We start from the raw sequence: 21,781 nt of genomic DNA on the forward strand, positions 1-21,781 counted from the left end.
ATTTAAGGACAGCTTCAAATATGTATTTTTACACTTCGATTGATTTACCATCTTCAACGATATGGTAAAGTAAATGTGCTAAATGATGAATTGGACCATTTTCTTCCTCTTCTTCATTTGTTTCACCTTGGAATTCAAGATCATTTAAGTATAGTGCTAAAAATTGATAGAACAATTTCAAATCAAATCCGTAGCAAGCACTTGGTTCTTCATGATCTCCTTCATATTGTAACATTAAGTATTGCTCGTTTCCTTCTGCATCTTCAGCATCAAAGAATACGAAGAAACCAACGTTTGTATCTAAATCAAATAGATGACGAGTACCTTTTTCTGTTGCTTTATCGAAGTCCTCTTCACTTAATTTATATACTGTTGTTGCCTTTGCATTATCCTCTTGATGAAAATTTACTGTAAATGATTTCAATGCTGACACCTCCTGATTGTATAAAAGTAGCATAACAGATTAAACAACATAATACAAAGGGACTGCTCACAAATGTAAACAGCCCCTTACTATTTATTTCCGTATAGCTCGTAATAAGAAGCTCACAATGAAAATTAATATGACCGCACCTATTAAAGCTGGAATAATTGCAAATCCGCCAATAACAGGACCGAATTTACCAAGTAACAACGAACCAAGCCAAGAACCGATAATACCAGCAATAATATTACCAATTACACCGCCCGGTACATCCTTTCCAGTGATCAGACTTGCAAACCATCCTAAAATACCACCGACGATTAAATACCAAATCATATATTTACCTCCTTTATTTTTGAACAATAAAATTATAATCAGAAACAATTGCTTACCATTAGTTATGTTACATTTTTCATAAGTTATTCGTCTTATGAAAATCATTCAAGTCTGCTCAACATATTAAGGACAATCTGGCTTCAATATTGTTCTCATAAATTCGTCTTTAAACGCTTGATAATTAAATTCAACGGCAATTCTTTGTATAGGACGATTATCAAACGTCGTTGGCTCAGCTATTCTTCTAAAATCTGCAACACTTTGCCCTCTCGTTACATCATTTGTCGTACTTATCCAAACTGCTGATTTTTTATATTCAAAAATATCATCATTTATAAATGAAATGAACGGAAGTAAATCGTGAATCGGACTCCCAGCAATACCTGGATATTCTTTTTTGTAAAAGTTTTTGTAATAAAAATCGATCATTGGCTTAATAAGTTTCGCCTGTCCTGTTCCTTCTTTATCAATAGTATCGACCATTTCAGGAGTAATAAGTGCTTCTTGCGTTACATTTAACGGGTATATAGTAGCATTTTGCGCATATTTCATAACGATATTCGCGGCAATTGGATCGCCGTAAAAATTAGCTTCTGATACAGGTGTAACATTACCCGGAAATAGAAAAGCACCGCCCATTATATAATAAGAACATACTCGATCCATTAAATTTGGGTACAATAAAAATAATGTTGCAAGTGTTGTTAATCGTCCCGTCGCCACTATAATAATATCTTCTGGACAAGGCTCAATTAATTTAATCAATGCACAAAAATTTTCTCTTTCACAAATTCTCATTTTCGGTGGAATAATTGGACCTAAACCGTGCTCCCCATGAATTTCAGGAAAAAATAAAGGTTCTTCAGCTGTCATCGGTCTACTGGCACCTTTAATGATTTTCACTTTTGTAGCATAGTATCTTTCTAAAAAATAAACATTTTCCGTTACAATTTCTCTTGATACATTTCCATACTCTGCAACGATACCTATAATATCTAATTTGCATGTTTTATTCGCATAAATTAACGTTACTGCATCATCAATACCAAAATCTCCGAAAAAGATTATTTTTTTATTAACTTTTCTCACCCCTCTCCAGCATAATCTACTATCATTATTATGCAAAAAAGACAAGGCGGTGAAACGGAGATAATTAAAAAAGCCGCCTATTTATTGGCGACTTCAATCTTCTTATACGATAAATATGCTAGTACATTTTTGCTTGAATCATATTTCGGATTATTCCCTTTTCTCGGTTCTCTCATATGTGTTTTTTCAAACCCAGGAATGTCAGGCATTTTCTCTAAAAATTCAAGCATCTCTTCCTCAGTTCCCTCAATACGTACACGAATCATTATTGCTATTCCTCAATTCTCATTTTATCTGTACTAAGTATATCGTACATCAGAAAGACTGCAAGAAATTTATCTTTTTAATGTTGAACTTTTTTTACATACGAACAGTGCCATTTCAGTATAGAACGATTCTATTTTATTGTTTTCAAATTGAATTTTGAAGAATTCCTGCATTTCATTTGATGTTTTCATCATACACTCTGTTAACTTTACACGTTTTTGCATAGGTACATCCATCATATCGCACCACCAATCAAAATCGAACTTCTTGTCAAAAGTATGACATAATTGCATTTGCAAACCATGCTTCTCTAATAAAGTAATCCATTCTGTTTTTTTCAAAGCTCGTTCATGGCTCGGATCTCTCTTCTTTTCGATAAAGTTATAAAATGTATCAAATTCATTATTTTCTGGTGAAACGTTATCAATTAATATAAATAATCCATTATCTTCTAACGTTCGATTTACTTCAAAAATAAATTGCAAAGGATCAACAAAGTGATGTGCTGCAATTCGGCATGTAATTGTATCAAAAGATTCATCAGCAAATGGTAAATTTTCTGCATTTCCTGCTACAAATGATACATTTTCATGCCCGTTCCCTTCTATAAAACCTTTTGCTTTTTCTAACATTTTTTCTGTTAAATCAAGAGCGACTACCTCTTTAAACATTGGGGCTAACAAATTTGCAACATGTCCACCACCAGTAGCAATATCAAGAAGACGATTATTATGACGAGTTTCAACTTGCTGAACTACATATTGTAAATCCAGTCCTTTTGCATGAATTTTACTTTTCACATACTTCTCTGCATTACTACCAAATTGTTGTTTCACAAGTTCTTCTTTATTCATTTTTATCATCTTCTTTCTATAAAGTATTATATTTAATTTATAAGTTCTCTTTATATAATTTCAAATCCTCTTTTAGTCTCGTCTCTTCTATTAGAGACCTGCTATCAAAAAATTTAACTCTTTTATTTTTAAGTACAAAACAAAAAAGGTTATGGGAACTTATCCCACAACCCCACAAAGTATCTCTTATATTTGAGGATCTTCTTACACGTCTAAATAACTTAATCCCCCTGTAACTTCACAATAACTTCTACTTCGCTATTAGTAGCCTCTCTTGCATGCAATCCATATTGATCCATGCCAATCCATATCCACCCAGGACTATCATAAAGAATATCTATGTTGAAATGCTCCAACTTAGTAAGTTCTGACCTAATAAATTTATTCCTACTAGCTATTTGCTTATCAAGCAAACCATATTCTTTCCCATTTTCAAACAGTGCTATAATCTTTCCTGCAAGTGGATGTATACGAACAATAAAGTGATATTCCTTTTCATTTATATTCGCCACAATCTTACTAGAATCAGGTACATCCCATCTAGAATTAGGCATATTCATATCAATCAGCTCCTTTATTGGTTTCATTAACATCATAACAGATGAATATTTAAATATTATTAATATAATGTAAAAAATATAAAAGCTGACTTCCCTTTAGAAATCAGCTTTTACACATTGTTTATCTTTAAATTTTCTACAAATTTTATAATGTTTCTTTCTCTTCATCATTTCCGGAAACTAAATCTCCTAAAACATCCGCAGTAACTTCAACTACAAATTCACAAATCCCTGCTACAACTTCTCCAATTACTTCCTCCATCTTTCTACCTCCTTGTTTTATGTAACTTATTTGTAGTATAGGAGATATTGGTTAATTTTAACTATCGTTAAAGGTGACAAAAACATTACAGATTTGTAAGCTGTTTCAATGTTTTTTTGAATTTATACTTCTTCCCTTTGAAACTTTAAGTATTATTAACAACCAGATAGGTCATCATAATAGAAAGTATTTAAGAATCCTAATTTAAAGGAGGCGTGTAAAATATACTACGTAAAATTAATTAAAGGTCAATCTTTCTATGCTTTTGATCATCGTTTCTTAATATCTCAAGAAGAAGCGGTTTCGGAAAAAATTTTTAATTACTTACGCCGTAATGAATTCTTTGAAGTGCGTAAAGAAGAATATTCTGCCTAATGTACAAACAGCATCAAGAAACAACTCACAGTATTGTGATTCTTTCTTGATGCTTTTATATTATCGCCCTATATTCAACTTTATTCTCAATTCTATTAACATCTTCTAGTATATGTCCAAGCTAATTCATCGTTACTTTCATATTTTAGTATATGAGGAGGTGACGAACATGACTCATATCATTGATTACCAAGCTACTCAACCAATAAATAAAACGGGTGAAACAACTTTTGCAATTCCCCATTCCCCAAATAAAGCAATTCTAGCAAATATTAAATTGAAAATTTCAAGAAGCGATTCACGTAATAATCGAGTAGAATTAATCGCTACAGTTGGAGTTGAAGGTATAACTGAGATTTCACAAGTTTTATTCCGAATTTTCCGTGACAATACAGAAATCTTCAACGCTCAAGTAGGAATTGAATCTACAGATTCTGAGCAATTTTACGCGCAAACATTTCAAGCTATAGATCAAAATGTTAGCTGCGGGACTCACGAATATTCATTAACTGTAGAAAACCTTACTAGTGGTGCAAGTGCAGATGTTGTTGGTCCACTATCTTTTAGCGGTTTAGCTATTGGACAAGATCATAAGTGTTGCTAAAAGAATCTAGTGTTTGATGTTGCATTTGAGAAAAGTGAGAAGTAGTAACTACGTTCTCACTTTTTTATTTTCTCTATGTTTTTCTTTATTTTCAATTTGTATTTAATCAAGAGTTTTTCACATTTTGAATTACTTATTTCATCATATAATTAATCAAATTTTCAACAAATCAAAAAAATTGAAATCCACTAATGAAACACGTAATATAGACTCTGACTCTAAAAAAGCGCGTTAAAAAATAATGAATAAATACGGAGGTTTTATATACGAGTTTTTAATTTCAAAAGACTGAGAGGTTTAAATTATGTGGCGTAATAAAAATGTTTGGATCGTATTAATTGGGGAGTTTATTGCTGGTCTAGGGTTATGGCTTGGTATTCTTGGTAATCTTGAATTTATGCAAAAATACGTCCCTTCTGATTTTATGAAATCCGTTATATTATTTATCGGACTGTTAGCTGGTGTTCTAGTTGGTCCAATGGCTGGACGTGTCATTGATCAATATGAAAAAAAGAAAGTTCTTCTTTACGCTGGATTTGGTCGTGTTATTAGTGTTATTTTCATGTTTTTCGCTATTCAATATGAAAGTATCGCCTTTATGATTGCATTTATGATTGCACTTCAAATTTCAGCTGCATTTTATTTCCCTGCATTACAATCTGTAATTCCTCTAATCGTTCGTGAGCATGAGTTATTACAGATGAACGGTGTACATATGAATGTTGGTACAATCGCTCGTATTGCGGGTACTTCACTAGGTGGAATTCTTTTAGTTGTAATGAGTTTACAGTATATGTATGCCTTCTCAATGGCAGCATACGCTTTATTATTCCTCTCAACTTTCTTCCTACAATTTGAAGATAAAAAGTCAACTACATCAAGTAAAGAATCAGCTAAAGATAATAGCTTTATGGAAGTATTTCGTATTTTAAAAGGAATTCCTATTGCTTTTACAGCACTTATATTAAGTATTATCCCTCTATTATTTATAGCTGGATTCAATTTAATGGTTATTAACATTAGCGAAATGCAACACGATCCAACGATTAAAGGATTCATATATACAATTGAAGGTGTAGCATTTATGTTAGGTGCCTTCGTTATTAAACGTTTATCTGATCATTTCAAACCTGAAAAGTTACTATATTTCTTCGCAATTTGTACCGCTTTTGCACACCTTTCGTTGTTCTTTAGCGATATTAAATGGATGGCACTTGCCTCATTTGGTTTGTTTGGATTTAGTGTTGGCTGTTTCTTCCCTATTATGTCGACAATTTTCCAAACGAAAGTAGAAAAAAGCTATCACGGCCGCCTCTTCTCATTCCGTAATATGTTTGAGAGAGTTATGTTCCAAATTGTCTTACTTGGAACTGGCTTCTGCTTAGATACAATTGGATTACAGTATATGGTTCTAATTTTCGGCGTCATTTCATTGTTGATTATATTTATTTCCCTATCTAAACAGAAACAATATGAAAAACAACCTTCGCAATCTGCGAATTTATAAAGTGAAACTTTAATCAGTGGGGGTTTTGTTCATCCCCCACTGATTATTAGCCTTCACCAATCGGGCTTTTACGGGTAGTTACCTCCCACCAACCCACCTCGTATTCACCGAATTTTGAGGTGGGAGTCTTACTGCCCGCAAATAGCGGGATAAAACTAATACTTCTTAAGAATGGATCCAGTAGTTTACTTGGGCCATTCTTTTTCAATTTCTAGGATTAAACTTTATATACTTTGTATAGTCCAAATATTTAAAGGTGTATCGCCTACTGTTTTCGAATACAATAAACAATAGATTTTTCAAAAAGGAGCTGTGGAAATGTCTGTTGGAATGCAATTATTAATTACCCTTCTTTTTTCATTAATTATGTTTTGCATCCTTAATTTTTTAGCCATTTCCCTATCTCAAAATAACTTTAAAAGAAGGATTGTTGCAGGTTTCTTATTTTTACTGTTAACTCTCATTATCTTTTTGACTACTACAGCATTTGCTTCTATGTTCGATACAGGTGGATTGGGCGCAGCTAACCTAGCCTTTGTTATTGCAAATGTGTATGTTGTAAATGGAATTGTCATTCTTCTTTCCGCTTCATTTATCCTCAAAAGACATAACATAAGATAGACTGCTAGGCATGAATCTGATATTACACTAGATTCATGCCTTTTTATTTTGAAAATCTCATCTTTATCCAAATTTTTATGTGAAATTTAGTAATTCTTTATAAAAATTTAAACTTTATTTTTTACAATATTCCTATCGTATTCGCACGTTTATAAAAACTAATAAGAAAGGAGTACACAATGAAAAAGTTTCTACTTATTTTTCCTATATTAGTCGTTCTACTTAGTGGATGTAGCAATAATGATATATACGGCTCTTGGGAAATCATTGATAATAAAAAAGGTGAATGCCCTGTATATTATAAATTTGAAACAGTTGTAAAAGAAGAAAAGAAAGAAAAGCTTGTTCAAAACTTAGTAGAAATGCATACAACAAATAAAAAAGAAGATTTATATAAAGGAACATTTGTAAAAAACTCTAATGTGTATCATATTGATTATGGTAATTCTTTTACATCTAATCAATCCATAAGAAATGTAGATGGTAAGTTAAATGTATACTTTACAAGTGTTGATAAAATGTGTACATATAAAAAAACAAGTGATTAATCACTTAAATTAACACTCTTTCAGCAACCACACAACAGATCCACATTTTAACGTGTATGACGCGGAATATATTTTCTGCGTCATTTTATTTTGGAATTTAAAAAGTATGATATTTATAAATTCTTTAATTCGAATGTATTATTTTATAATACATTAATTTATTTCTATGTGAGGTGTTTATTTTGAGAAGTTTACGCTCTTTAGTTATATCAACAATATGTTCAGTAATTCTAATCATTTGGAATTCCCTTTCGTTTTATGATAAATATACAATGGGATACGCATACTATTGGGTTAGCGGCATAATTGGTCTAGTATTCCTACTCTTTTTCATTCGAGACATGCGTGATATTCTTAACAAAAACTATACAACATCCTAATAGCATTGAAAGCAACTACAAAAATAAATACTATACCGAAATTGGATAGCGCACCATAATCACCAAGATTAAGTAGATTTTTCATATAAAATACTTCCCTTCTCTAAATTTGTCAATCGTTTTAATTTTCATAAAAAAATGATAAAATGTAAACATGTGTTTTCAGAATAATTAAAAACGCAGAAAGAAAACACTGTTTTTAGGAGGGGTTTTGATGACTTACACGTTAGCAACTAGAATGAAAGCATTCCAATCTTCTATATTTAGTGAATTAGGGGCCTATAAAAAAGAGAAAATTGCAGCAGGTCATGAAATGATCGATTTAAGTATCGGGAATCCCGATATGCCTCCTGCTGATTTCGTAAGAGAAGCAATGGTACATACAGCAAGTGCAAAAGAAAGTTACGGATATACGTTATCTGGTATTCAAGAATTTCACGAAGCTGTAACTGAATATTACAACAAAACTCATAATGTTATATTAAATGCTGAAAAAGAAGTTTTATTATTAATGGGTTCACAAGACGGACTCGTTCATTTACCTATGGTTTTTGCAAATCCGGGAGATATAATACTAGTTCCTGATCCAGGATATACAGCTTATGAAACAGGAATTCAAATGGCCGGTGCAACATCTTACTACATGCCATTAAAGAAAGAAAATGATTTCTTACCTAACTTAGAAGTTATCCCTGAAGAAATTGCCGATAAAGCGAAGATGATGATTTTGAACTTCCCAGGGAATCCAGTTCCAGCAATGGCTCATGAAGATTTCTTTAAAGAGGTAATTGCATTCGCGAAAAAACATAATATTATCATTGTCCATGATTTTGCTTATGCTGAATTTTATTTTGATGGTCAAAAGCCAATTAGCTTCTTATCTGTACCTGGTGCAAAAGAAGTTGGCGTTGAAATTAATTCTTTATCTAAAAGTTATAGTTTAGCTGGTAGCCGTATTGGTTATATGATTGGTAATAAAGAAATTGTCGGCGCGCTTACGCAATTTAAGTCTAATACAGATTACGGTGTGTTTTTACCGATTCAAAAAGCTGCATCCGCTGCATTACGACACGGCGCTGCATTTTGCGAGAAAAACCGTGGAATTTACCAAGAACGTAGAGATACTTTAGTGGACGGATTCCGCAAATTCGGTTGGAATGTCGATAAACCCGCTGGAAGTATGTTCGTTTGGGCTGAAATTCCGAAAGGATGGACTTCTCTAGAGTTCGCTTATGCACTTATGGATCGTGCAAATGTCGTTGTCACACCAGGCCATGCATTTGGTCCTCACGGCGAAGGCTTTGTACGTATTGCACTTGTTCAAGATAAAGTAGTATTACAAGAAGCAGTTGAAAACATTAAAAATAGCGGTATTTTCTCTATTGAAAAAGTAGCGGAATTAGTTAAAAATTAATAATAACTCCCCTGCTTAACTTTAGCAGGGGTATTATTATTCCTGGAGGTACGATATGAATATTAAAGATACTCTTCCCCATCGCTATCCATTTTTAATGATCGATAAAATTACAAACGTTAAAGAATCTCAATCAGCTACAGGATACAAACTGATCACAAATAATGAGTGGTTTATTAATAACAATCAAAACTATATGCCTCATATGCTAATTGTAGAAGCACTCGCTCAACTTAGTGCTTTTCTAAGTACAGGTGAATCTGAAGGACTTGGTTTCCTCTCCTCTTTAGATGGGGTGGAATTTCATGAAAAAGCGTATCCCGGTGATAAACTTGACTTACATTATGAATTAACACGTAACAGACGAGGTTTTGTTCTTGGGAAAGGAATTGCCTCTGTAAACGGTCAATCAATCGTTACCATTGAAAAGCTATTAATATATCAAGCTGATTAAACAGACTACATAGTAAGGGGTAGGAAAATGCGGAATGTTGTTGGTATTGATGCTGGGGGAACATTAACAAAGATTGCTTACTTTAACCTAGAGGAAAAATTATGTTTTGAAAAATTTTATTCATATGAACAAGAAAGAATTAAAGAATGCCTTCATAATAATAATTCAATTACACAATTATGCATTACAGGTGGTAAAGCTAAACAGTTAGAACAACTACTTTCAGGTTCATATAAAATAGTAGAGTTAAACGAGTTTGAAGCTACTTTAGCAGGCGTACGCTACATACTAAAAGAAGAAAAACGTGCTATAAACAACTTTGTATTAACAAATATCGGTACAGGTACTTCTATTCACTACGTTCACGACAAGCAATACGTTCGTGCTGGTGGGACTGGAGTTGGCGGTGGTACTATTATGGGCCTTTCAAAACTATTAACAAATATAGATCATTTTGAAGATGTGATTCCGCTTACGAAAATTGGTTCAAGAAACAGTCTAGATATTACAGTTGGAGATATTTATGGAGGGATTCTCTCCCCTATTGATAATAACTTAACTGCTAGTAATTTCGGAAAAGCGGCCATTACAGATTCAAATTATAGTAGTTCAGATATACTAGCTACCGTTCAAGGACTTGTCGGTGAAGTCGTCACAGCATTAAGCCTTCAATTCGCCGAAACGAAAAATATTGACCATATCATTTACATCGGTTCTACTCTATGTAATAACGTACATCTTCAAAGTATTATAAGTAGCTATACAGAATATCAAAATAAAATACCAGTCTTTTTACAAGACGGCGGTTATAGTGGTGCGATTGGTGCTTTACTTCATGGTAGGAAATAAAAAAGCTGACTTTTGTCAGCTTTTTTGCAATGGTACTTCAAATTCAATAATTGACTCTCCATTCTCACCAATTCGTTCCACACTAATTCTATTAATTACACAGTCCAACTTCTCATGAAAACTAGGAATCCCCTTCGCTATTTCAGCCACTAACTCTGCGCTACCTTTTCTCCCAACCGTTACATGTGGTATGTATGGAATATCCGTTCTAAAAAATTGTAGTAAAGGACCTGTATACAATCTATCGTGCAATTCTTCTATTTTTTCTTTCCCTCTTTCTACTTCCAAAAATAAATACTCTCCCTCGCTGCTTATCCGGCTAGCAAACTCAATTTCAATCGTATGAATCCCTTTGGACACATTCAAAATATGTAATTTCAGATCATCATTCGAAATGGAACTTTCAAACGGGAATACAATTGTTATATGAGGAGGAATTAATCCAAATAAAGGATCATACTTTTCTCTCATACTTTCTATTTCATCAATGGGCATGTTATGTAAAAATAGTAAAATTGTACGCACTTTTATATCCCCTACTTCCCCTCAATTTTTTTATATTTATCATATTGTATGGTAGCGTGAACTTCAATAAATTATTTTGCTTGCATATAAAAATAAAAAACTTCTCAAATGAGAAGTTTTCATATAACATGGTTATTATTTTCTCGCAAAACTTTCCTGAATTTTATATAACAAGCAATTCTCCACGGAATAATATACGATACTGCAACGACGTAAAATAATAAACCGATCGTTTGTTGATCTAAATCAACAATATATTGTCTTGAACCATATCTCAAAACGACAAGTGCAATAAAAGTAATTAAAAAAGCTACACTTTTTTTCGTATAAATATTCCCATCATCTCTTCGCTCATAATTTGTTAGAATTATAAGTGGTACGGCGAAAAGACCCCCAATTAATGCTGCTATAACTACTTGTAATAGTGCTGGATGTACGGGTCCAAAAAACCATATTATCCCCGGTGTTAAAAATAGTAATGGCCACAAAATACGTTTTCCCGTCCCCTTAATCGGCTTATACATAGATCGATAACGGCGCCAAAAAATTAGTAAGGCCACGCATAAAAAGACGGTTATTAATGAAGAGGTGTCTCCCATGTATTATTCCTTCTCTCCTTTAATATTAATCTAACAATCTTTTAAACTGTTTGTTCGAATGAAACTTTACGAATAAATATACTACTAGTTAGGATATAAAGAATAGTTAATCCAATTGAAATTACAGTAAAATAGGGAATATCTATTAAAGATATATCACTCGTAAATAATAAACCGTTTATCCCTACTTCTCCATAAAGCACACTGTTTGTTGATAAGAAAAGCGTTCCACCTATCATGAGACCAATCCACTGAAATCGTTGTTTAAAAACTACTGCTACTTGGAAGAAACATGCTGTCGTAACATAAAACAAAAATTGTATAATAAACTGTTGTGCTGATTGCTCCCAAAAGCTAACATTTACTATGTTATATTTCATATCGTTTAAAAACATTACTTGAAGAAATGAAAATAATGCGGATTGCAGTACAATATAACAAATCGCTCCGATGAAATATTGAATTCTCGTTACACCAAATGAAATAGCTAAACGAAATAAATCATCTTGTATATTGAAAGTACTCACTATTATAAACATCATAATTGCTATTGAAGGATTATTGATAATTTCGGGTAAATAACTAATTTTCAATCCATTTAAATGAGCAGCACTCAAAGCTCCTTTTATTAATAAAGCTAAAATCCAAAATATTAAAATTGCTTTATAATGAAAATTTATATGTAATTTTAACTGCTTCATTAACATCGTCATTTCAATTCACCACCTGTTATGTGAATAAATAATTTTTGTAATGTAATTCTATCAACTGCTATTCCTTCTTTTTCGAGAGAGTAATAATCGTCACTAGAAAGCTCTTCCCATATAACAGCTATACCTTTCTTTCCATAAACTTCTCGATTTATTACTTTTTTATTGATTGAAAACTCATCCACTTTGTCTTTTCGCCCTGAAATAATATGACCTTGTTGTAATAAATCTTCCACTGATGATTGAACGACTAATCTTCCTTCTTTTATGATGATTACATCTTCAATAATATGGGTTACTTCTTCTACTAAATGTGTTGATAATATAATTGTTCGGGGATACTCACCGTAATCTTCTAATAGTAAACTATAAAATAACTCTCGATGTGCTGCATCTAAACCGGTAGTTGGTTCATCAAAAATAGTAATCGCTGCCCTACTTGCTAGACCTTGAATAATTCCTACGACTGTTTGCATACCGTGTGATAATTTATGGTATTTCTCTTTCATATTAAGCTGAAATTTCCCTGCCAGTTCTTCAGCATATTTCTGATCCCAATTTTTATAAAACATGTTACATAGCTCAAAAATCTCTTTAATTTTATTACTTAAATGCGTTTCTTCTTTCACTTTAACAAAGCAAATTTTTTGCATCGCTTTACTATTTTCAAAAACATTTTCGCCAAATATAGATACACTTCCACTACTTGAAATAATTTGTCCAGCAAGTAAGTTTAATAAAGTCGTTTTCCCTGCTCCGTTTCTTCCAAGCAAACCATATATTTTATGATTTTCTACATTAATTGTTACTTCGTTTACAGCTAGTTTCTTTTTATATTTTTTCGTTAAATCTTTCGTTTCAAGTGCAAACATTACTCTTTCCCCTCCTTCGTAATTTTTTGTATCATATCCATCAATTCGTCTTTTGATATTTCTAGTACTTTTGCTTCTTCCCACACTTTAGGTAAATACTCTGTCATAAACGTCTTTTGTCTTTTTTTTAGTACGACTTCTTTTGCTCCCTTTGCAACAAACATCCCAATCCCTCTCTTTTTATATAAAATCCCCTCATCCACTAATACATTTACCCCTTTAGCTGCAGTGGCTGGATTAATTTGTAACACCTTCGCAAATTGATTTGTCGACGGAACTTGTTCTTCTTCTAGTAATATGTCTTTTAAAATATCAGATTCAATGGTTTCTGCAATTTGTATGTATATTAACTTATTTTGCTCCAGAGTAGGTTTCACATTTTCACCACCTTAGGTTCATAGGTTCATTACTTATGTAATTAACCATAGCACATCGTTTTATTTTTTTCCATAATTTTCATCAAAAAAGAGTCATTCGATAATGAATGACTTCCTTTAAAAAATGTTCGTATTTTCAATCGTGAAATGACCCCCTCTTCCTCCATATCACTTAGATTCCCGCACAGGATGTTCATCAAAAAATTGCTTTCGAAAATCTTTATTATTAACTAGCTTTTCTATTTTTTCTTGATTACCGTAAAAGAAGTTCATTACGATTCCCTTATTCCATATAAGATCATCCTTTGGCAAATCATTAAATTCTTTATAAAGTATGGGTAAAAGTTCTTCTCTTTTCAATGCAAAACTTTGATTTTTAACCTGAAACTCATACCCTTTCGCATTTGGCACTAAAATTGCAAGATAAATAGCATTAAAGAGAAAGTTCTTTTTCATCGTATCCCTTTCATCAAACCAATACGTCTCAATGATATCTTCTGTTAAATTACCACTCTTTTTCTCACCGTATTTCACCGCGATCTTCTCATTTTTCAAATTTATACTTTGAACTGTTCCACCACCAGGTAAGTTTTTAACAATCGCAAACACATCGGAATTATTTCCAACGTATGTCCCCGTATATTTTTTGAAAGCCCCAGGTTCAATATGCGATATTTCTTTTATTTGTTCCCCATTAGAACAAGCAGTAACAAATAAAAAAATTGTTAGCATAACACCTGCTATTCTATTCATATAGTTCATTAGACACCCCCAAGTTCTATTTACTATCCAATCTATACAATGTATCCCTTAAAAACCCTTTAAAATATACGCATTTTAATCAAAATTAAAAATTTTCAATTTTTCTGTATACAATTATCCATTAATTGTATATACTTACTAACGTAAGAAAAATATTCTAAAAGGAGGTCGAAGAAAATGATGAAATTACAATTACATGCTTTAACTTTAGCGTTAACTGCACCTGTGTTTTTCGGACAATTAAATATGAATTCGACCACCCTAACGGAGAATTGAAAATCGTACTTTATTTCTATTAATTCATAAATTCGCCACAGGAGGTCGTATACTTTCCTGTGGTTTTTTCACGCCCAGCCATAGGAGAACGATATCTTCCTGTGGCTTTTTTGTGCGATTTTTTAGTCTCATACATTATTTTTTAAAGAAAGGAGCAACATTCGATGACTATTAGCGTATTGTTTTTAAGTATTACGATTCAAAGAAATACACTTTCCAAAGCTGAAATTCTTCATAATGAGCAAATTGCAAAAGCTATGAATGATGTTAAGGAGCGCCAAGTGCTTTATTGTAATCACCTGTAATTCCTTTTCGAAAGGAGGAATTCGTCTATGACTTTTCATATTTTCTTTTTTACGACAGCACTTCAGAAAAAAACGTTATCTGAAGCTGAAATCTTTCGTAAACAACAATTAAAACAAACTATGGATAAAATAACGGACATTAAAAGTTCGTATTATACACAAATGTATTAAAATTTTTTTAAAAGGGGTAATAATCTAATGAAATTTAAAGCTTTCTTTTTAACAATCACCATTCAAAAATACAAACTTTCAAAAGATGAAATTTCTCACGAACAACAAATTAAAAATATTATGGACGGAGTAAAAGAGCGCCAGTCCTCTTATTACAATCGTCTTTACTAAATAAATTATAAAGGGGTAAAAATCCAATGAAATTCAAAGTATTATTTTTAACAATTACCATTCAAAAAAATAAACTGCCTGAGTTTGATATACTTCATGGCCAACAAATTGAACAGGCAATGGACAACGTAAAAGAACGACAAAGTCATTATTGTAGTCACCTGTAATTCCTATTCGAAAGGAGGAATTCATGTATGAAGTTTCACCTTTTCTTTTTAACCATTACGATTCAAAAAGAAACTATATCTGCAAATGAAGCAAAACAAGAGAGACAGTATAAAAAGATTATAGATGAGGTTCGTGATCGTAGAAGCAAGTACTACACTCACCTATAATTGTTTGAAATTATATTAGAAATGAAAGGAGTCGATTATGATGTTAATGACGCAGTGTAAAGAGATGATTTGGATAGTTCAGAGGGATTCCACATAGTTTATAAAGTTTATTTAACAAAAAATTATCGCCTGATTTGATGTGTAAAAAATATATAATAATAAGTATTTCATACACTCTAAAAAAATAAAAGATACACCACTTTTTGCGGTGTATCTTTCTCAACATATTCTATTTCCGTTTACTTCGTTTCGTCTTAAACAATCTCACTAAGTTCGAAACAACTGTTTTCGTTACCGCATAAACAGGCACTGCTAAAATCATTCCGATAATTCCCGCGAAATTACCTACCCCTAAAATAAGGATGATAATTGTTAACGGATGGATGTTTAATTTCGAACTCATAATACGTGGAGATATGATGTTACTTTCAAACTGCTGTACAATTGTTACAATAATAATTACGTACAGAGCTTGCATCGGAGATACGAACAGCCCTACAATTACAGCTGGTGCTGCTCCGATAAATGGACCTAAGTTCGGAATTATATTTGTAAATGCTGCGATAATCCCTAAAACGAAAGCATACGGTAAACCGATAATTAAATAACCAGTAAATGTAAAGGCACCTATAAATAAACAAACGAGCGCTTGCCCTTGAATATATGCAGATAATGTTTCGTTCGTTTCCTTTATGATACGAAGTCCTTCTTCACGGTAAGACTCTGGTAATACACTAACAGCTTTTCCTGGAAATGCATGTCCATCTTTAAACATATAAAATAAAATGAACGGTACTGTAAAAATAACTAACGCCACGTTCGTGATAATACCAAATAAAGCCGTTGCACTCGACGTAATTGTGTTTGGTATTTCCTTTAAGTATTCAATCGCATTTTTCTCAATTGTTTCAATGGAAACGTAGTTTTGTGTAGATAACCATTCAAATAACCTATGATGGGATAGATCTTGTATGTATACTTTCCCCTCTTTTATATAAGTCGGCATGTTTTTCACTAAATCCATTAGCTGTTGTGAGATGGTTGGAACAACTACTCCAATAGCAACTCCAGTTAATGTGATAATAAAAAGATACAGTAGTAAAATCGCTAAACCTCTAGGTACTTTTTTATTCTCCAAAAAGACTAACAATGGGTTAAATATGAAGTATAAAAATAACGCTATTAAAATTGGGAAAAATAATGTTGATATGAAGATACCAATCGGTTGAAATAGAAACGATATTTTTGTGCAAATAAATATAATTCCTACAACCATCAGCACTTCTAATGTCCAAAAGTGCACTTTCGATTTCAAAAAAACGTCCTCCTTTAAACTAGCACTTCTCTTCATTGTACCAAATTAAACTTAGATTTCACATAATATTTTCCTTTACAACATTCCAAAATCCCATTAAATACACTACAATGAGATTACAGACAAATTTGCAGGTAAAGGTGATAAATATGACACAATGCATCATTTGCAGAAAAGATACGAAAGAACTTAGTGAACAATATGTCATTCCAGAGATATTATGTGGATATTATTTCACAAACTCAATTTGTGATTCCTGTCATGAACATATGACAACAAATATTGACCGTCCTTTAATTAGACATAAATTAAGTCAATATAAGATTGAGCAAATGAAAAAACAAATCGACTCCCCTCTCTATACGAATGAACATGGTGAGGAGCTAGCAGCCGCTGAGACAGATGTAGTCGAAGTAAGTGATGAGATACTTTATTCTAATGCATTAATTATGAAACTATGTAAAAAGCACGATATTTCATTACATAATGAAATTTGGAAAGAAGAGCGCGTAACAAAAGTAGCTAGTTCTATTCAACGTGAATTGCTTTTAGATAACCGTAAATATAAGATGAGTGTATTAAAAATGGCTTATACTTTTGCTGTACAAACAATTGATGGCTACTTTGACGATCCAGATGCGATTGATATTTCTACCATTCTATTAAATGCCGATTTCATGGAATTAAAGGAAAAGAGTATCGTTCGTGACTTAAGCAAAAGCTCTTTATGGAATACATTAAATACAACAAGCGAAAACCATTACTTTATTTTACTTAGTGATAAAGACGGTCTGTTCTGCTTCATTCGCCTATTTGATATTTTTGATGTTGTTGTTCATTTATCAGAAAAGAGATACAATCTTCCATCACCAATTGTCGGCGTAAATAATGTAGACAAAAAAGGATTTTTTGTGGAAAGTTTAAAACAGTATATGGATGGGCTATTTAAAGAAACTACACGTTCTATTTAATCTACATGAGAACATACGGTCTCCTTTCTTCATGAAAAGACACTGTGTTATAATGAGTATGAAAAGAACAATACAATCACATAAAACAATTAAAAACTGTATATAAATAAAAAAGACTAGTGTGCGGCTACACACTAGTCCACGTAACTTAGCAGATTGGATTGTTCATTTATCCTATTTGTTTCGTACAAACACAACAACCCACATTCTATAGGCATAGGTGGGTTGTTATTTTTTGAGCTTGTCAATTAAGACGACAATAAACGTTAACAGTGCAATGAGAAACAGTCCACCTTGCAGTAACAACGTAATTTCACTCACTTATTATCACCCCCCTCCTACTCGGAGAAGTGATAATTGAACAACCAACCTTACCATAAGTTACCTCTTAATTTTATCATATTTTTTAATTGTTTACGACGAAAACCCGCAAGCTATTAAGTTGCGAGTTTTTTATTTTTCACTATTTTTACTCCTATTTCAATTTCTCCATAACCGCATCATAAAATTTCCGTTCATCGTCTACATTTAAGTGAACACGACTTACTGTTTTAGAAAATCCATATAACAACTGCGCTTTAATTGGCTCTTTTAACGTTATTTCAAAAGTTGCAGGTTCCTTTATAAATTCCATAACAGTTGCGTCAAGAATCTCTTTCTCTTCTTCTTTCGGTAAAGATTCGCCTTTATAAAATGCAATGTTATCAATTTGTATAAATGGTATAACGATTTTCTTTCCTAATCCAATTTGAATAATCACTTTTTCTTCCGCAACGATAATTGGATTTTTACGCATCGCTTGTATTTCAGCTAAAAAATAAAACATCGCATATATGTTTAAGATGAGTAAAATCCAAGCTATTACTGGATTCCATTGATGAAGTAAATAATGAAAACCGATACTTTCAATTAATGTTGCATGAATAATCATGATATAAACACCTATTGCACCGGTCTTTTTATGATATGAGTATGTGAATTCACTTTCTAATACTTTTTCACGCCACGATAAAAAAGCATAATAGAGTAATTTACACTCTGTTAGAATGATATTTACTGTCTTACTTCTCTTCATATTAGCATCAAATGCTGCATCAATCGCATAAGAAAATGAAGAATACTCACTTCGATATTCTTTATATCGTTTTATTATTTTAGGAAGTACTCTTATAATTTTATATATCAGAATCAGTTCAAAACATACGAACACAATTTCTCCAGCAACTATTACATACGAAACAAATGAAAAAGCTTGTAAATAATCACTAGGAATTATAAATCTTGCGAATACGTATCCAGCTATAACTACAGGAAACATATACGTTAACGAATATCTTTTCCGTATAATAAAGAAATATGTGATAACCGGAATTACAAACATAAAATCTAATAATGAACCGAGGACTACTTCTTTCGGGGCAGCTGGTACTATTGGAAGGGCATACAATAAATAGTTTGATAACATAATTAAAGATATGAGCCCAATCCAAATGCCTTTTCGCCTTCGTGAAATTGATGGATTCATTCCTTCTCTCCTCTATTCAAAAACCTCATTTAAATGATCTTTATAAAATGAAATGGCACGTTCAAATTCTTTTACTTCCTCTACTTTTACGACCATTTCAAGTAGTAATTTCATCGCGGATTCATGATCGTTTACGTTATATTTTGCTAATGATAAAAATACTTTCATCACGTCATTTTCAGGGAACTTCTTTATCCCTGCTTCTAATACAGTAATCGCTTTATCATATTCCCCTATACAACGATACGTACTGCCAAGACCGATATACGCACCGCGAAGTGATTCACCATCAAGTCCGTTCGCAATCGCCTGTTCATAATACGGAACCGCCTCCATTTCAAGACCCATGACATCATGTATCCAAGCGCATTGATATAGCACTTCTGCATCTCTCGTAAAATTTGTTAATCCTATAAGTATCTCTCTAGACTGCGCATATTTCTTTTCATTTCTAAGTTTAATAGCTTGCTTTAATAAATGTTCCATACAATCCACTCCTCACAAAATGTTCATTATGCATATATCATGTATTACACATTTACGAGCAGCTAATGGCCTATTCCATTGATTTGATTCAATTTAATACTTAGTGAGGGATACGTTCCCCCACTAAGTTAATATTAACTCCATTATATACTATGCGACTGCAGCTCTTTCTAAAAGCTTAAATTTCCATCGCAGTAGTACGATTACATAAATGCTCTAACATATTGACAATTTCTTTTGCAGTTTTATCTTTCCCATTACATAACTTCACATTACCATCTTGTCCAATGACGTGATGCACGGCGCCGCGAGAATATAAAGAATGCGGTGAGTTCGCAACCATTACACTCGCTTTTGCACCTTCCATTCTTTTACTTGCTCTTTCAATAAGTTCTGCTTCATTTACATCACTTTCCAGTTTAAAGCCTACGAGTATCGTTTCTGGATCCCAACTCTTTATTTGTTTTAATATTTTTGGCGCTTTTTGAAAATGAATAATTGGTGCGATATCACTTGAAATCTTTCCGTTCATATTAAGAACATTTCCATCTTGATCACAAATTTTTTCGACAACCCAATCTGAGCCAGCTGCAGCCATAATAACTGCATCTACTTTTTCATGTGTAATAATACTTTTCATCTTATCTTGTAAATCAATAATCCCCTCAAATGGGTGCAATTCTAATTGGTTATTTACATCCATTGGCTTCTCAGCAAAGTAGCCATGCAAATATATTACATTTGCTCCTTTTGTCATTAGCTCTTCTGCAATGATTCTTCCAATCGTACCTTTTGCTAAATTTGTATGCCCGCGTACTTGATCCCATTTTTCTAGGCAACCGCCGCTCGTAATTAATACTTTTTTCCCCTTCATAATAACCATCCCTTACTGATTTTTCGCACGAAACCACTCTGTTCCAAAGTCAACTGCATCACGTTGCCTCATAAAACGGCACGTCGCATTCCCTATCTTCCCACGCGTAACTGTTCCTTTACGCTCATATTCAACTCCGATTTCTACAAACGTGTCAGAATCGTAATCCATTTCAACGAATTCTTTCCATACTCTTACACCTTCTTCTATAATAGGTGCTCCTACCTTTATTAACTCACGTGCACCTGTACGTACCTCAGATAAATGTATGGACGTATTGGAGTCATAACCGACACCAAGTAATAATATGCATCCATCTAAATCGTATATTTTTCGTAATGGCGATTCTTCACCAAAACTTATGGAAAGTGAATGATTCGCTGTAATTTCTTCTGCGTGTTTCCCCCATGCTGCAAAACTACTGAGCGGATGATTACTGCGCAATACATTCGGATATGTACGAAAACATTCAACTACTTCTCCCATTGCCCTTGTTGGTGTTATACGTGGGTCAAATGCTGGGACGTTATCCCGAATAATTTGCCACCAGTCTTCTGGTACAGGTGGTCTTGACCAATGTTTTGGATCGGATAAGTCTGAAGATTGGGTTGGCATAATGATTGTTCCCTCTTCCGTAATGACTTTCATTAACGCCTCTACTACTGCAACTGCTCCGCCAGATACCCAACCAATCGAACTTAATGATGAATGAACAATAACTGTCATTCCTTTTTCTATCCCTAATTCTTTTAAATCATTTGTAATTGTTTCGATTGTATTTGGAAGTTGTGTACTCGCCACTATTTCATTCATTTTCACGATTGTTCCCCCATTTTGCTTTAAACTAGTACATACATATATTATCATATTTTTCTTAATTTTTAACATAATCCATATAGATTACTATACTCCTATCGTTCTTATCATATCGGAAACAGTTAAATTATGGTATATTTATTTAAA

General features: G+C 32.7%; 33 protein-coding genes. 15 read left to right on the forward strand and 18 right to left on the reverse strand.

Annotated features, from left to right (window positions below):
* Positions 1 to 28 precede the first annotated feature (28 nt).
* From EXW56_RS13670 to EXW56_RS13695, 6 genes are all read right to left on the reverse strand, one after another.
* A complete protein-coding gene (locus EXW56_RS13670; RefSeq protein WP_002200181.1) occupies positions 29 to 424 on the reverse strand; it encodes a hypothetical protein in 396 nt (131 codons plus the stop codon).
* Positions 425 to 517: 93 nt separating this feature from the next.
* Positions 518 to 760 carry a GlsB/YeaQ/YmgE family stress response membrane protein gene (locus tag EXW56_RS13675; protein WP_002110405.1) on the reverse strand — a complete coding sequence of 81 codons (243 nt, stop codon included), beginning with the start codon at positions 758 to 760 and terminating at the stop codon, positions 518 to 520.
* Positions 761 to 883: 123 nt separating this feature from the next.
* Positions 884 to 1,849 (reverse strand): nucleoside hydrolase, encoded by a 966-nt coding sequence (locus EXW56_RS13680; RefSeq protein WP_215596633.1) that lies wholly within the window; start codon positions 1,847 to 1,849, stop codon positions 884 to 886.
* Positions 1,850 to 1,926: 77 nt separating this feature from the next.
* Entirely contained in the window at positions 1,927 to 2,115 is a 189-nt protein-coding gene (locus EXW56_RS13685; protein ID WP_002110407.1) for a DUF3970 family protein, read from the reverse strand.
* A gap of 69 nt (positions 2,116 to 2,184) precedes the next feature.
* Positions 2,185 to 2,970, reverse strand: coding sequence for a class I SAM-dependent methyltransferase (locus EXW56_RS13690; protein ID WP_215556991.1), 786 nt, complete (start codon positions 2,968 to 2,970; stop codon positions 2,185 to 2,187).
* Positions 2,971 to 3,191: 221 nt separating this feature from the next.
* Complete coding sequence (locus EXW56_RS13695; RefSeq protein WP_002200178.1) at positions 3,192 to 3,530, reverse strand: hypothetical protein; 339 nt, start codon at positions 3,528 to 3,530, stop codon at positions 3,192 to 3,194.
* Positions 3,531 to 4,014: 484 nt separating this feature from the next.
* Between EXW56_RS13695 and EXW56_RS13700 the strand changes: the two genes are divergently transcribed.
* The 9 genes from EXW56_RS13700 to coaW all read left to right on the forward strand — a co-directional run bounded on the left by EXW56_RS13700 (position 4,015) and on the right by coaW (position 10,544).
* Positions 4,015 to 4,167, forward strand: coding sequence for a YqbF domain-containing protein (locus EXW56_RS13700; protein ID WP_080018204.1), 153 nt, complete (start codon positions 4,015 to 4,017; stop codon positions 4,165 to 4,167).
* 169 nt (positions 4,168 to 4,336) lie between these two features.
* On the forward strand, positions 4,337 to 4,771 hold the full coding sequence (exsC, locus tag EXW56_RS13705; protein WP_016105137.1) for an exosporium protein ExsC: 435 nt from the start codon (positions 4,337 to 4,339) through the stop codon (positions 4,769 to 4,771).
* Positions 4,772 to 5,075: 304 nt separating this feature from the next.
* Positions 5,076 to 6,278, forward strand: a complete 1,203-nt coding sequence (locus EXW56_RS13710) for an MFS transporter (protein WP_215556992.1) — start codon at positions 5,076 to 5,078, stop codon at positions 6,276 to 6,278.
* Positions 6,279 to 6,596: 318 nt separating this feature from the next.
* On the forward strand, positions 6,597 to 6,899 hold the full coding sequence (locus EXW56_RS13715; protein WP_215556993.1) for a hypothetical protein: 303 nt from the start codon (positions 6,597 to 6,599) through the stop codon (positions 6,897 to 6,899).
* Positions 6,900 to 7,078: 179 nt separating this feature from the next.
* The gene (locus tag EXW56_RS13720; RefSeq protein ID WP_215556994.1) at positions 7,079 to 7,447 is read left to right on the forward strand and encodes a hypothetical protein; all 369 of its coding nucleotides are present in this window, start codon (positions 7,079 to 7,081) and stop codon (positions 7,445 to 7,447) included.
* A gap of 182 nt (positions 7,448 to 7,629) precedes the next feature.
* A complete protein-coding gene (locus EXW56_RS27660; RefSeq protein ID WP_252188320.1) occupies positions 7,630 to 7,827 on the forward strand; it encodes a hypothetical protein in 198 nt (65 codons plus the stop codon).
* Positions 7,828 to 8,041: 214 nt separating this feature from the next.
* On the forward strand, positions 8,042 to 9,241 hold the full coding sequence (locus EXW56_RS13725) for an LL-diaminopimelate aminotransferase (RefSeq protein WP_215556995.1): 1,200 nt from the start codon (positions 8,042 to 8,044) through the stop codon (positions 9,239 to 9,241).
* A gap of 55 nt (positions 9,242 to 9,296) precedes the next feature.
* A complete protein-coding gene (locus tag EXW56_RS13730; RefSeq protein ID WP_215556996.1) occupies positions 9,297 to 9,695 on the forward strand; it encodes a 3-hydroxyacyl-ACP dehydratase FabZ family protein in 399 nt (132 codons plus the stop codon).
* A 27-nt stretch (positions 9,696 to 9,722) separates the two neighbouring features.
* Positions 9,723 to 10,544 carry a type II pantothenate kinase gene (gene coaW / locus EXW56_RS13735; RefSeq protein ID WP_215556997.1) on the forward strand — a complete coding sequence of 274 codons (822 nt, stop codon included), beginning with the start codon at positions 9,723 to 9,725 and terminating at the stop codon, positions 10,542 to 10,544.
* Positions 10,545 to 10,559: 15 nt separating this feature from the next.
* On the opposite strand, the gene EXW56_RS13740 is transcribed toward coaW, so the two are convergent.
* The 6 genes from EXW56_RS13740 to EXW56_RS13765 all read right to left on the reverse strand — a co-directional run bounded on the left by EXW56_RS13740 (position 10,560) and on the right by EXW56_RS13765 (position 14,389).
* A complete protein-coding gene (locus EXW56_RS13740) occupies positions 10,560 to 11,069 on the reverse strand; it encodes a 2'-5' RNA ligase family protein (protein WP_215556998.1) in 510 nt (169 codons plus the stop codon).
* 119 nt (positions 11,070 to 11,188) lie between these two features.
* Entirely contained in the window at positions 11,189 to 11,668 is a 480-nt protein-coding gene (locus EXW56_RS13745; RefSeq protein ID WP_215596634.1) for a CcdC family protein, read from the reverse strand.
* A 41-nt stretch (positions 11,669 to 11,709) separates the two neighbouring features.
* Positions 11,710 to 12,381, reverse strand: coding sequence for a DUF4052 family protein (locus EXW56_RS13750; protein ID WP_215596635.1), 672 nt, complete (start codon positions 12,379 to 12,381; stop codon positions 11,710 to 11,712).
* Complete coding sequence (locus EXW56_RS13755) at positions 12,378 to 13,250, reverse strand: ATP-binding cassette domain-containing protein (RefSeq protein ID WP_215557001.1); 873 nt, start codon at positions 13,248 to 13,250, stop codon at positions 12,378 to 12,380. The genes EXW56_RS13750 and EXW56_RS13755 overlap by 4 nt, the downstream gene beginning before the upstream one ends.
* Positions 13,250 to 13,627 (reverse strand): GntR family transcriptional regulator, encoded by a 378-nt coding sequence (locus EXW56_RS13760; protein WP_215557002.1) that lies wholly within the window; start codon positions 13,625 to 13,627, stop codon positions 13,250 to 13,252. The genes EXW56_RS13755 and EXW56_RS13760 overlap by 1 nt, the downstream gene beginning before the upstream one ends.
* A 168-nt stretch (positions 13,628 to 13,795) precedes the next feature.
* Positions 13,796 to 14,389, reverse strand: a complete 594-nt coding sequence (locus EXW56_RS13765; protein WP_002200165.1) for a DUF4825 domain-containing protein — start codon at positions 14,387 to 14,389, stop codon at positions 13,796 to 13,798.
* 440 nt (positions 14,390 to 14,829) lie between these two features.
* Between EXW56_RS13765 and EXW56_RS13770 the strand changes: the two genes are divergently transcribed.
* From EXW56_RS13770 to EXW56_RS13790, 5 genes are read left to right on the forward strand one after another with little or no spacing between them, the layout of a single operon-like run.
* Positions 14,830 to 14,970: a YrzI family small protein gene (locus EXW56_RS13770; RefSeq protein WP_002200164.1), complete on the forward strand. Its 141-nt coding sequence runs from the start codon at positions 14,830 to 14,832 to the stop codon at positions 14,968 to 14,970.
* A 27-nt stretch (positions 14,971 to 14,997) separates the two neighbouring features.
* The gene (locus EXW56_RS13775; RefSeq protein ID WP_000142704.1) at positions 14,998 to 15,141 is read left to right on the forward strand and encodes a YrzI family small protein; all 144 of its coding nucleotides are present in this window, start codon (positions 14,998 to 15,000) and stop codon (positions 15,139 to 15,141) included.
* 27 nt (positions 15,142 to 15,168) lie between these two features.
* Positions 15,169 to 15,312, forward strand: coding sequence for a YrzI family small protein (locus EXW56_RS13780; protein ID WP_215596636.1), 144 nt, complete (start codon positions 15,169 to 15,171; stop codon positions 15,310 to 15,312).
* A gap of 26 nt (positions 15,313 to 15,338) precedes the next feature.
* Positions 15,339 to 15,479 carry a YrzI family small protein gene (locus tag EXW56_RS13785; protein WP_002200162.1) on the forward strand — a complete coding sequence of 47 codons (141 nt, stop codon included), beginning with the start codon at positions 15,339 to 15,341 and terminating at the stop codon, positions 15,477 to 15,479.
* A 27-nt stretch (positions 15,480 to 15,506) separates the two neighbouring features.
* Complete coding sequence (locus tag EXW56_RS13790; protein WP_215596637.1) at positions 15,507 to 15,647, forward strand: YrzI family small protein; 141 nt, start codon at positions 15,507 to 15,509, stop codon at positions 15,645 to 15,647.
* Between the two features lie 229 nt (positions 15,648 to 15,876).
* Here the strand turns inward: EXW56_RS13790 and EXW56_RS13795 are convergent, their stop codons facing one another.
* Entirely contained in the window at positions 15,877 to 16,962 is a 1,086-nt protein-coding gene (locus EXW56_RS13795; protein ID WP_002110426.1) for an AI-2E family transporter, read from the reverse strand.
* Positions 16,963 to 17,111: 149 nt separating this feature from the next.
* On the opposite strand from EXW56_RS13795, the gene EXW56_RS13800 reads away from it, so the two are divergent.
* The gene (locus tag EXW56_RS13800) at positions 17,112 to 17,933 is read left to right on the forward strand and encodes an HNH endonuclease (RefSeq protein ID WP_002110427.1); all 822 of its coding nucleotides are present in this window, start codon (positions 17,112 to 17,114) and stop codon (positions 17,931 to 17,933) included.
* A gap of 228 nt (positions 17,934 to 18,161) precedes the next feature.
* Here the strand turns inward: EXW56_RS13800 and EXW56_RS27665 are convergent, their stop codons facing one another.
* The 5 genes from EXW56_RS27665 to EXW56_RS13820 form a co-directional block, all read right to left on the reverse strand.
* Positions 18,162 to 18,254: a putative holin-like toxin gene (locus EXW56_RS27665; protein WP_087945754.1), complete on the reverse strand. Its 93-nt coding sequence runs from the start codon at positions 18,252 to 18,254 to the stop codon at positions 18,162 to 18,164.
* Positions 18,255 to 18,408: 154 nt separating this feature from the next.
* Positions 18,409 to 19,458 (reverse strand): hypothetical protein, encoded by a 1,050-nt coding sequence (locus EXW56_RS13805; protein WP_215596638.1) that lies wholly within the window; start codon positions 19,456 to 19,458, stop codon positions 18,409 to 18,411.
* Positions 19,459 to 19,470: 12 nt separating this feature from the next.
* The gene (locus tag EXW56_RS13810; protein ID WP_002110429.1) at positions 19,471 to 19,944 is read right to left on the reverse strand and encodes a tetratricopeptide repeat protein; all 474 of its coding nucleotides are present in this window, start codon (positions 19,942 to 19,944) and stop codon (positions 19,471 to 19,473) included.
* 178 nt (positions 19,945 to 20,122) lie between these two features.
* Positions 20,123 to 20,818 carry a phosphopantothenoylcysteine decarboxylase domain-containing protein gene (locus EXW56_RS13815; RefSeq protein ID WP_215596639.1) on the reverse strand — a complete coding sequence of 232 codons (696 nt, stop codon included), beginning with the start codon at positions 20,816 to 20,818 and terminating at the stop codon, positions 20,123 to 20,125.
* A 12-nt stretch (positions 20,819 to 20,830) separates the two neighbouring features.
* A complete protein-coding gene (locus tag EXW56_RS13820) occupies positions 20,831 to 21,631 on the reverse strand; it encodes an AAC(3) family N-acetyltransferase (protein WP_131798908.1) in 801 nt (266 codons plus the stop codon).
* Positions 21,632 to 21,781: the final 150 nt, after the last annotated feature.

The sequence above is a fragment of the Bacillus mycoides genome, from assembly GCF_018742245.1.
Classification (GTDB): Bacteria; Bacillota; Bacilli; order Bacillales; family Bacillaceae_G; genus Bacillus_A; species Bacillus_A cereus_U.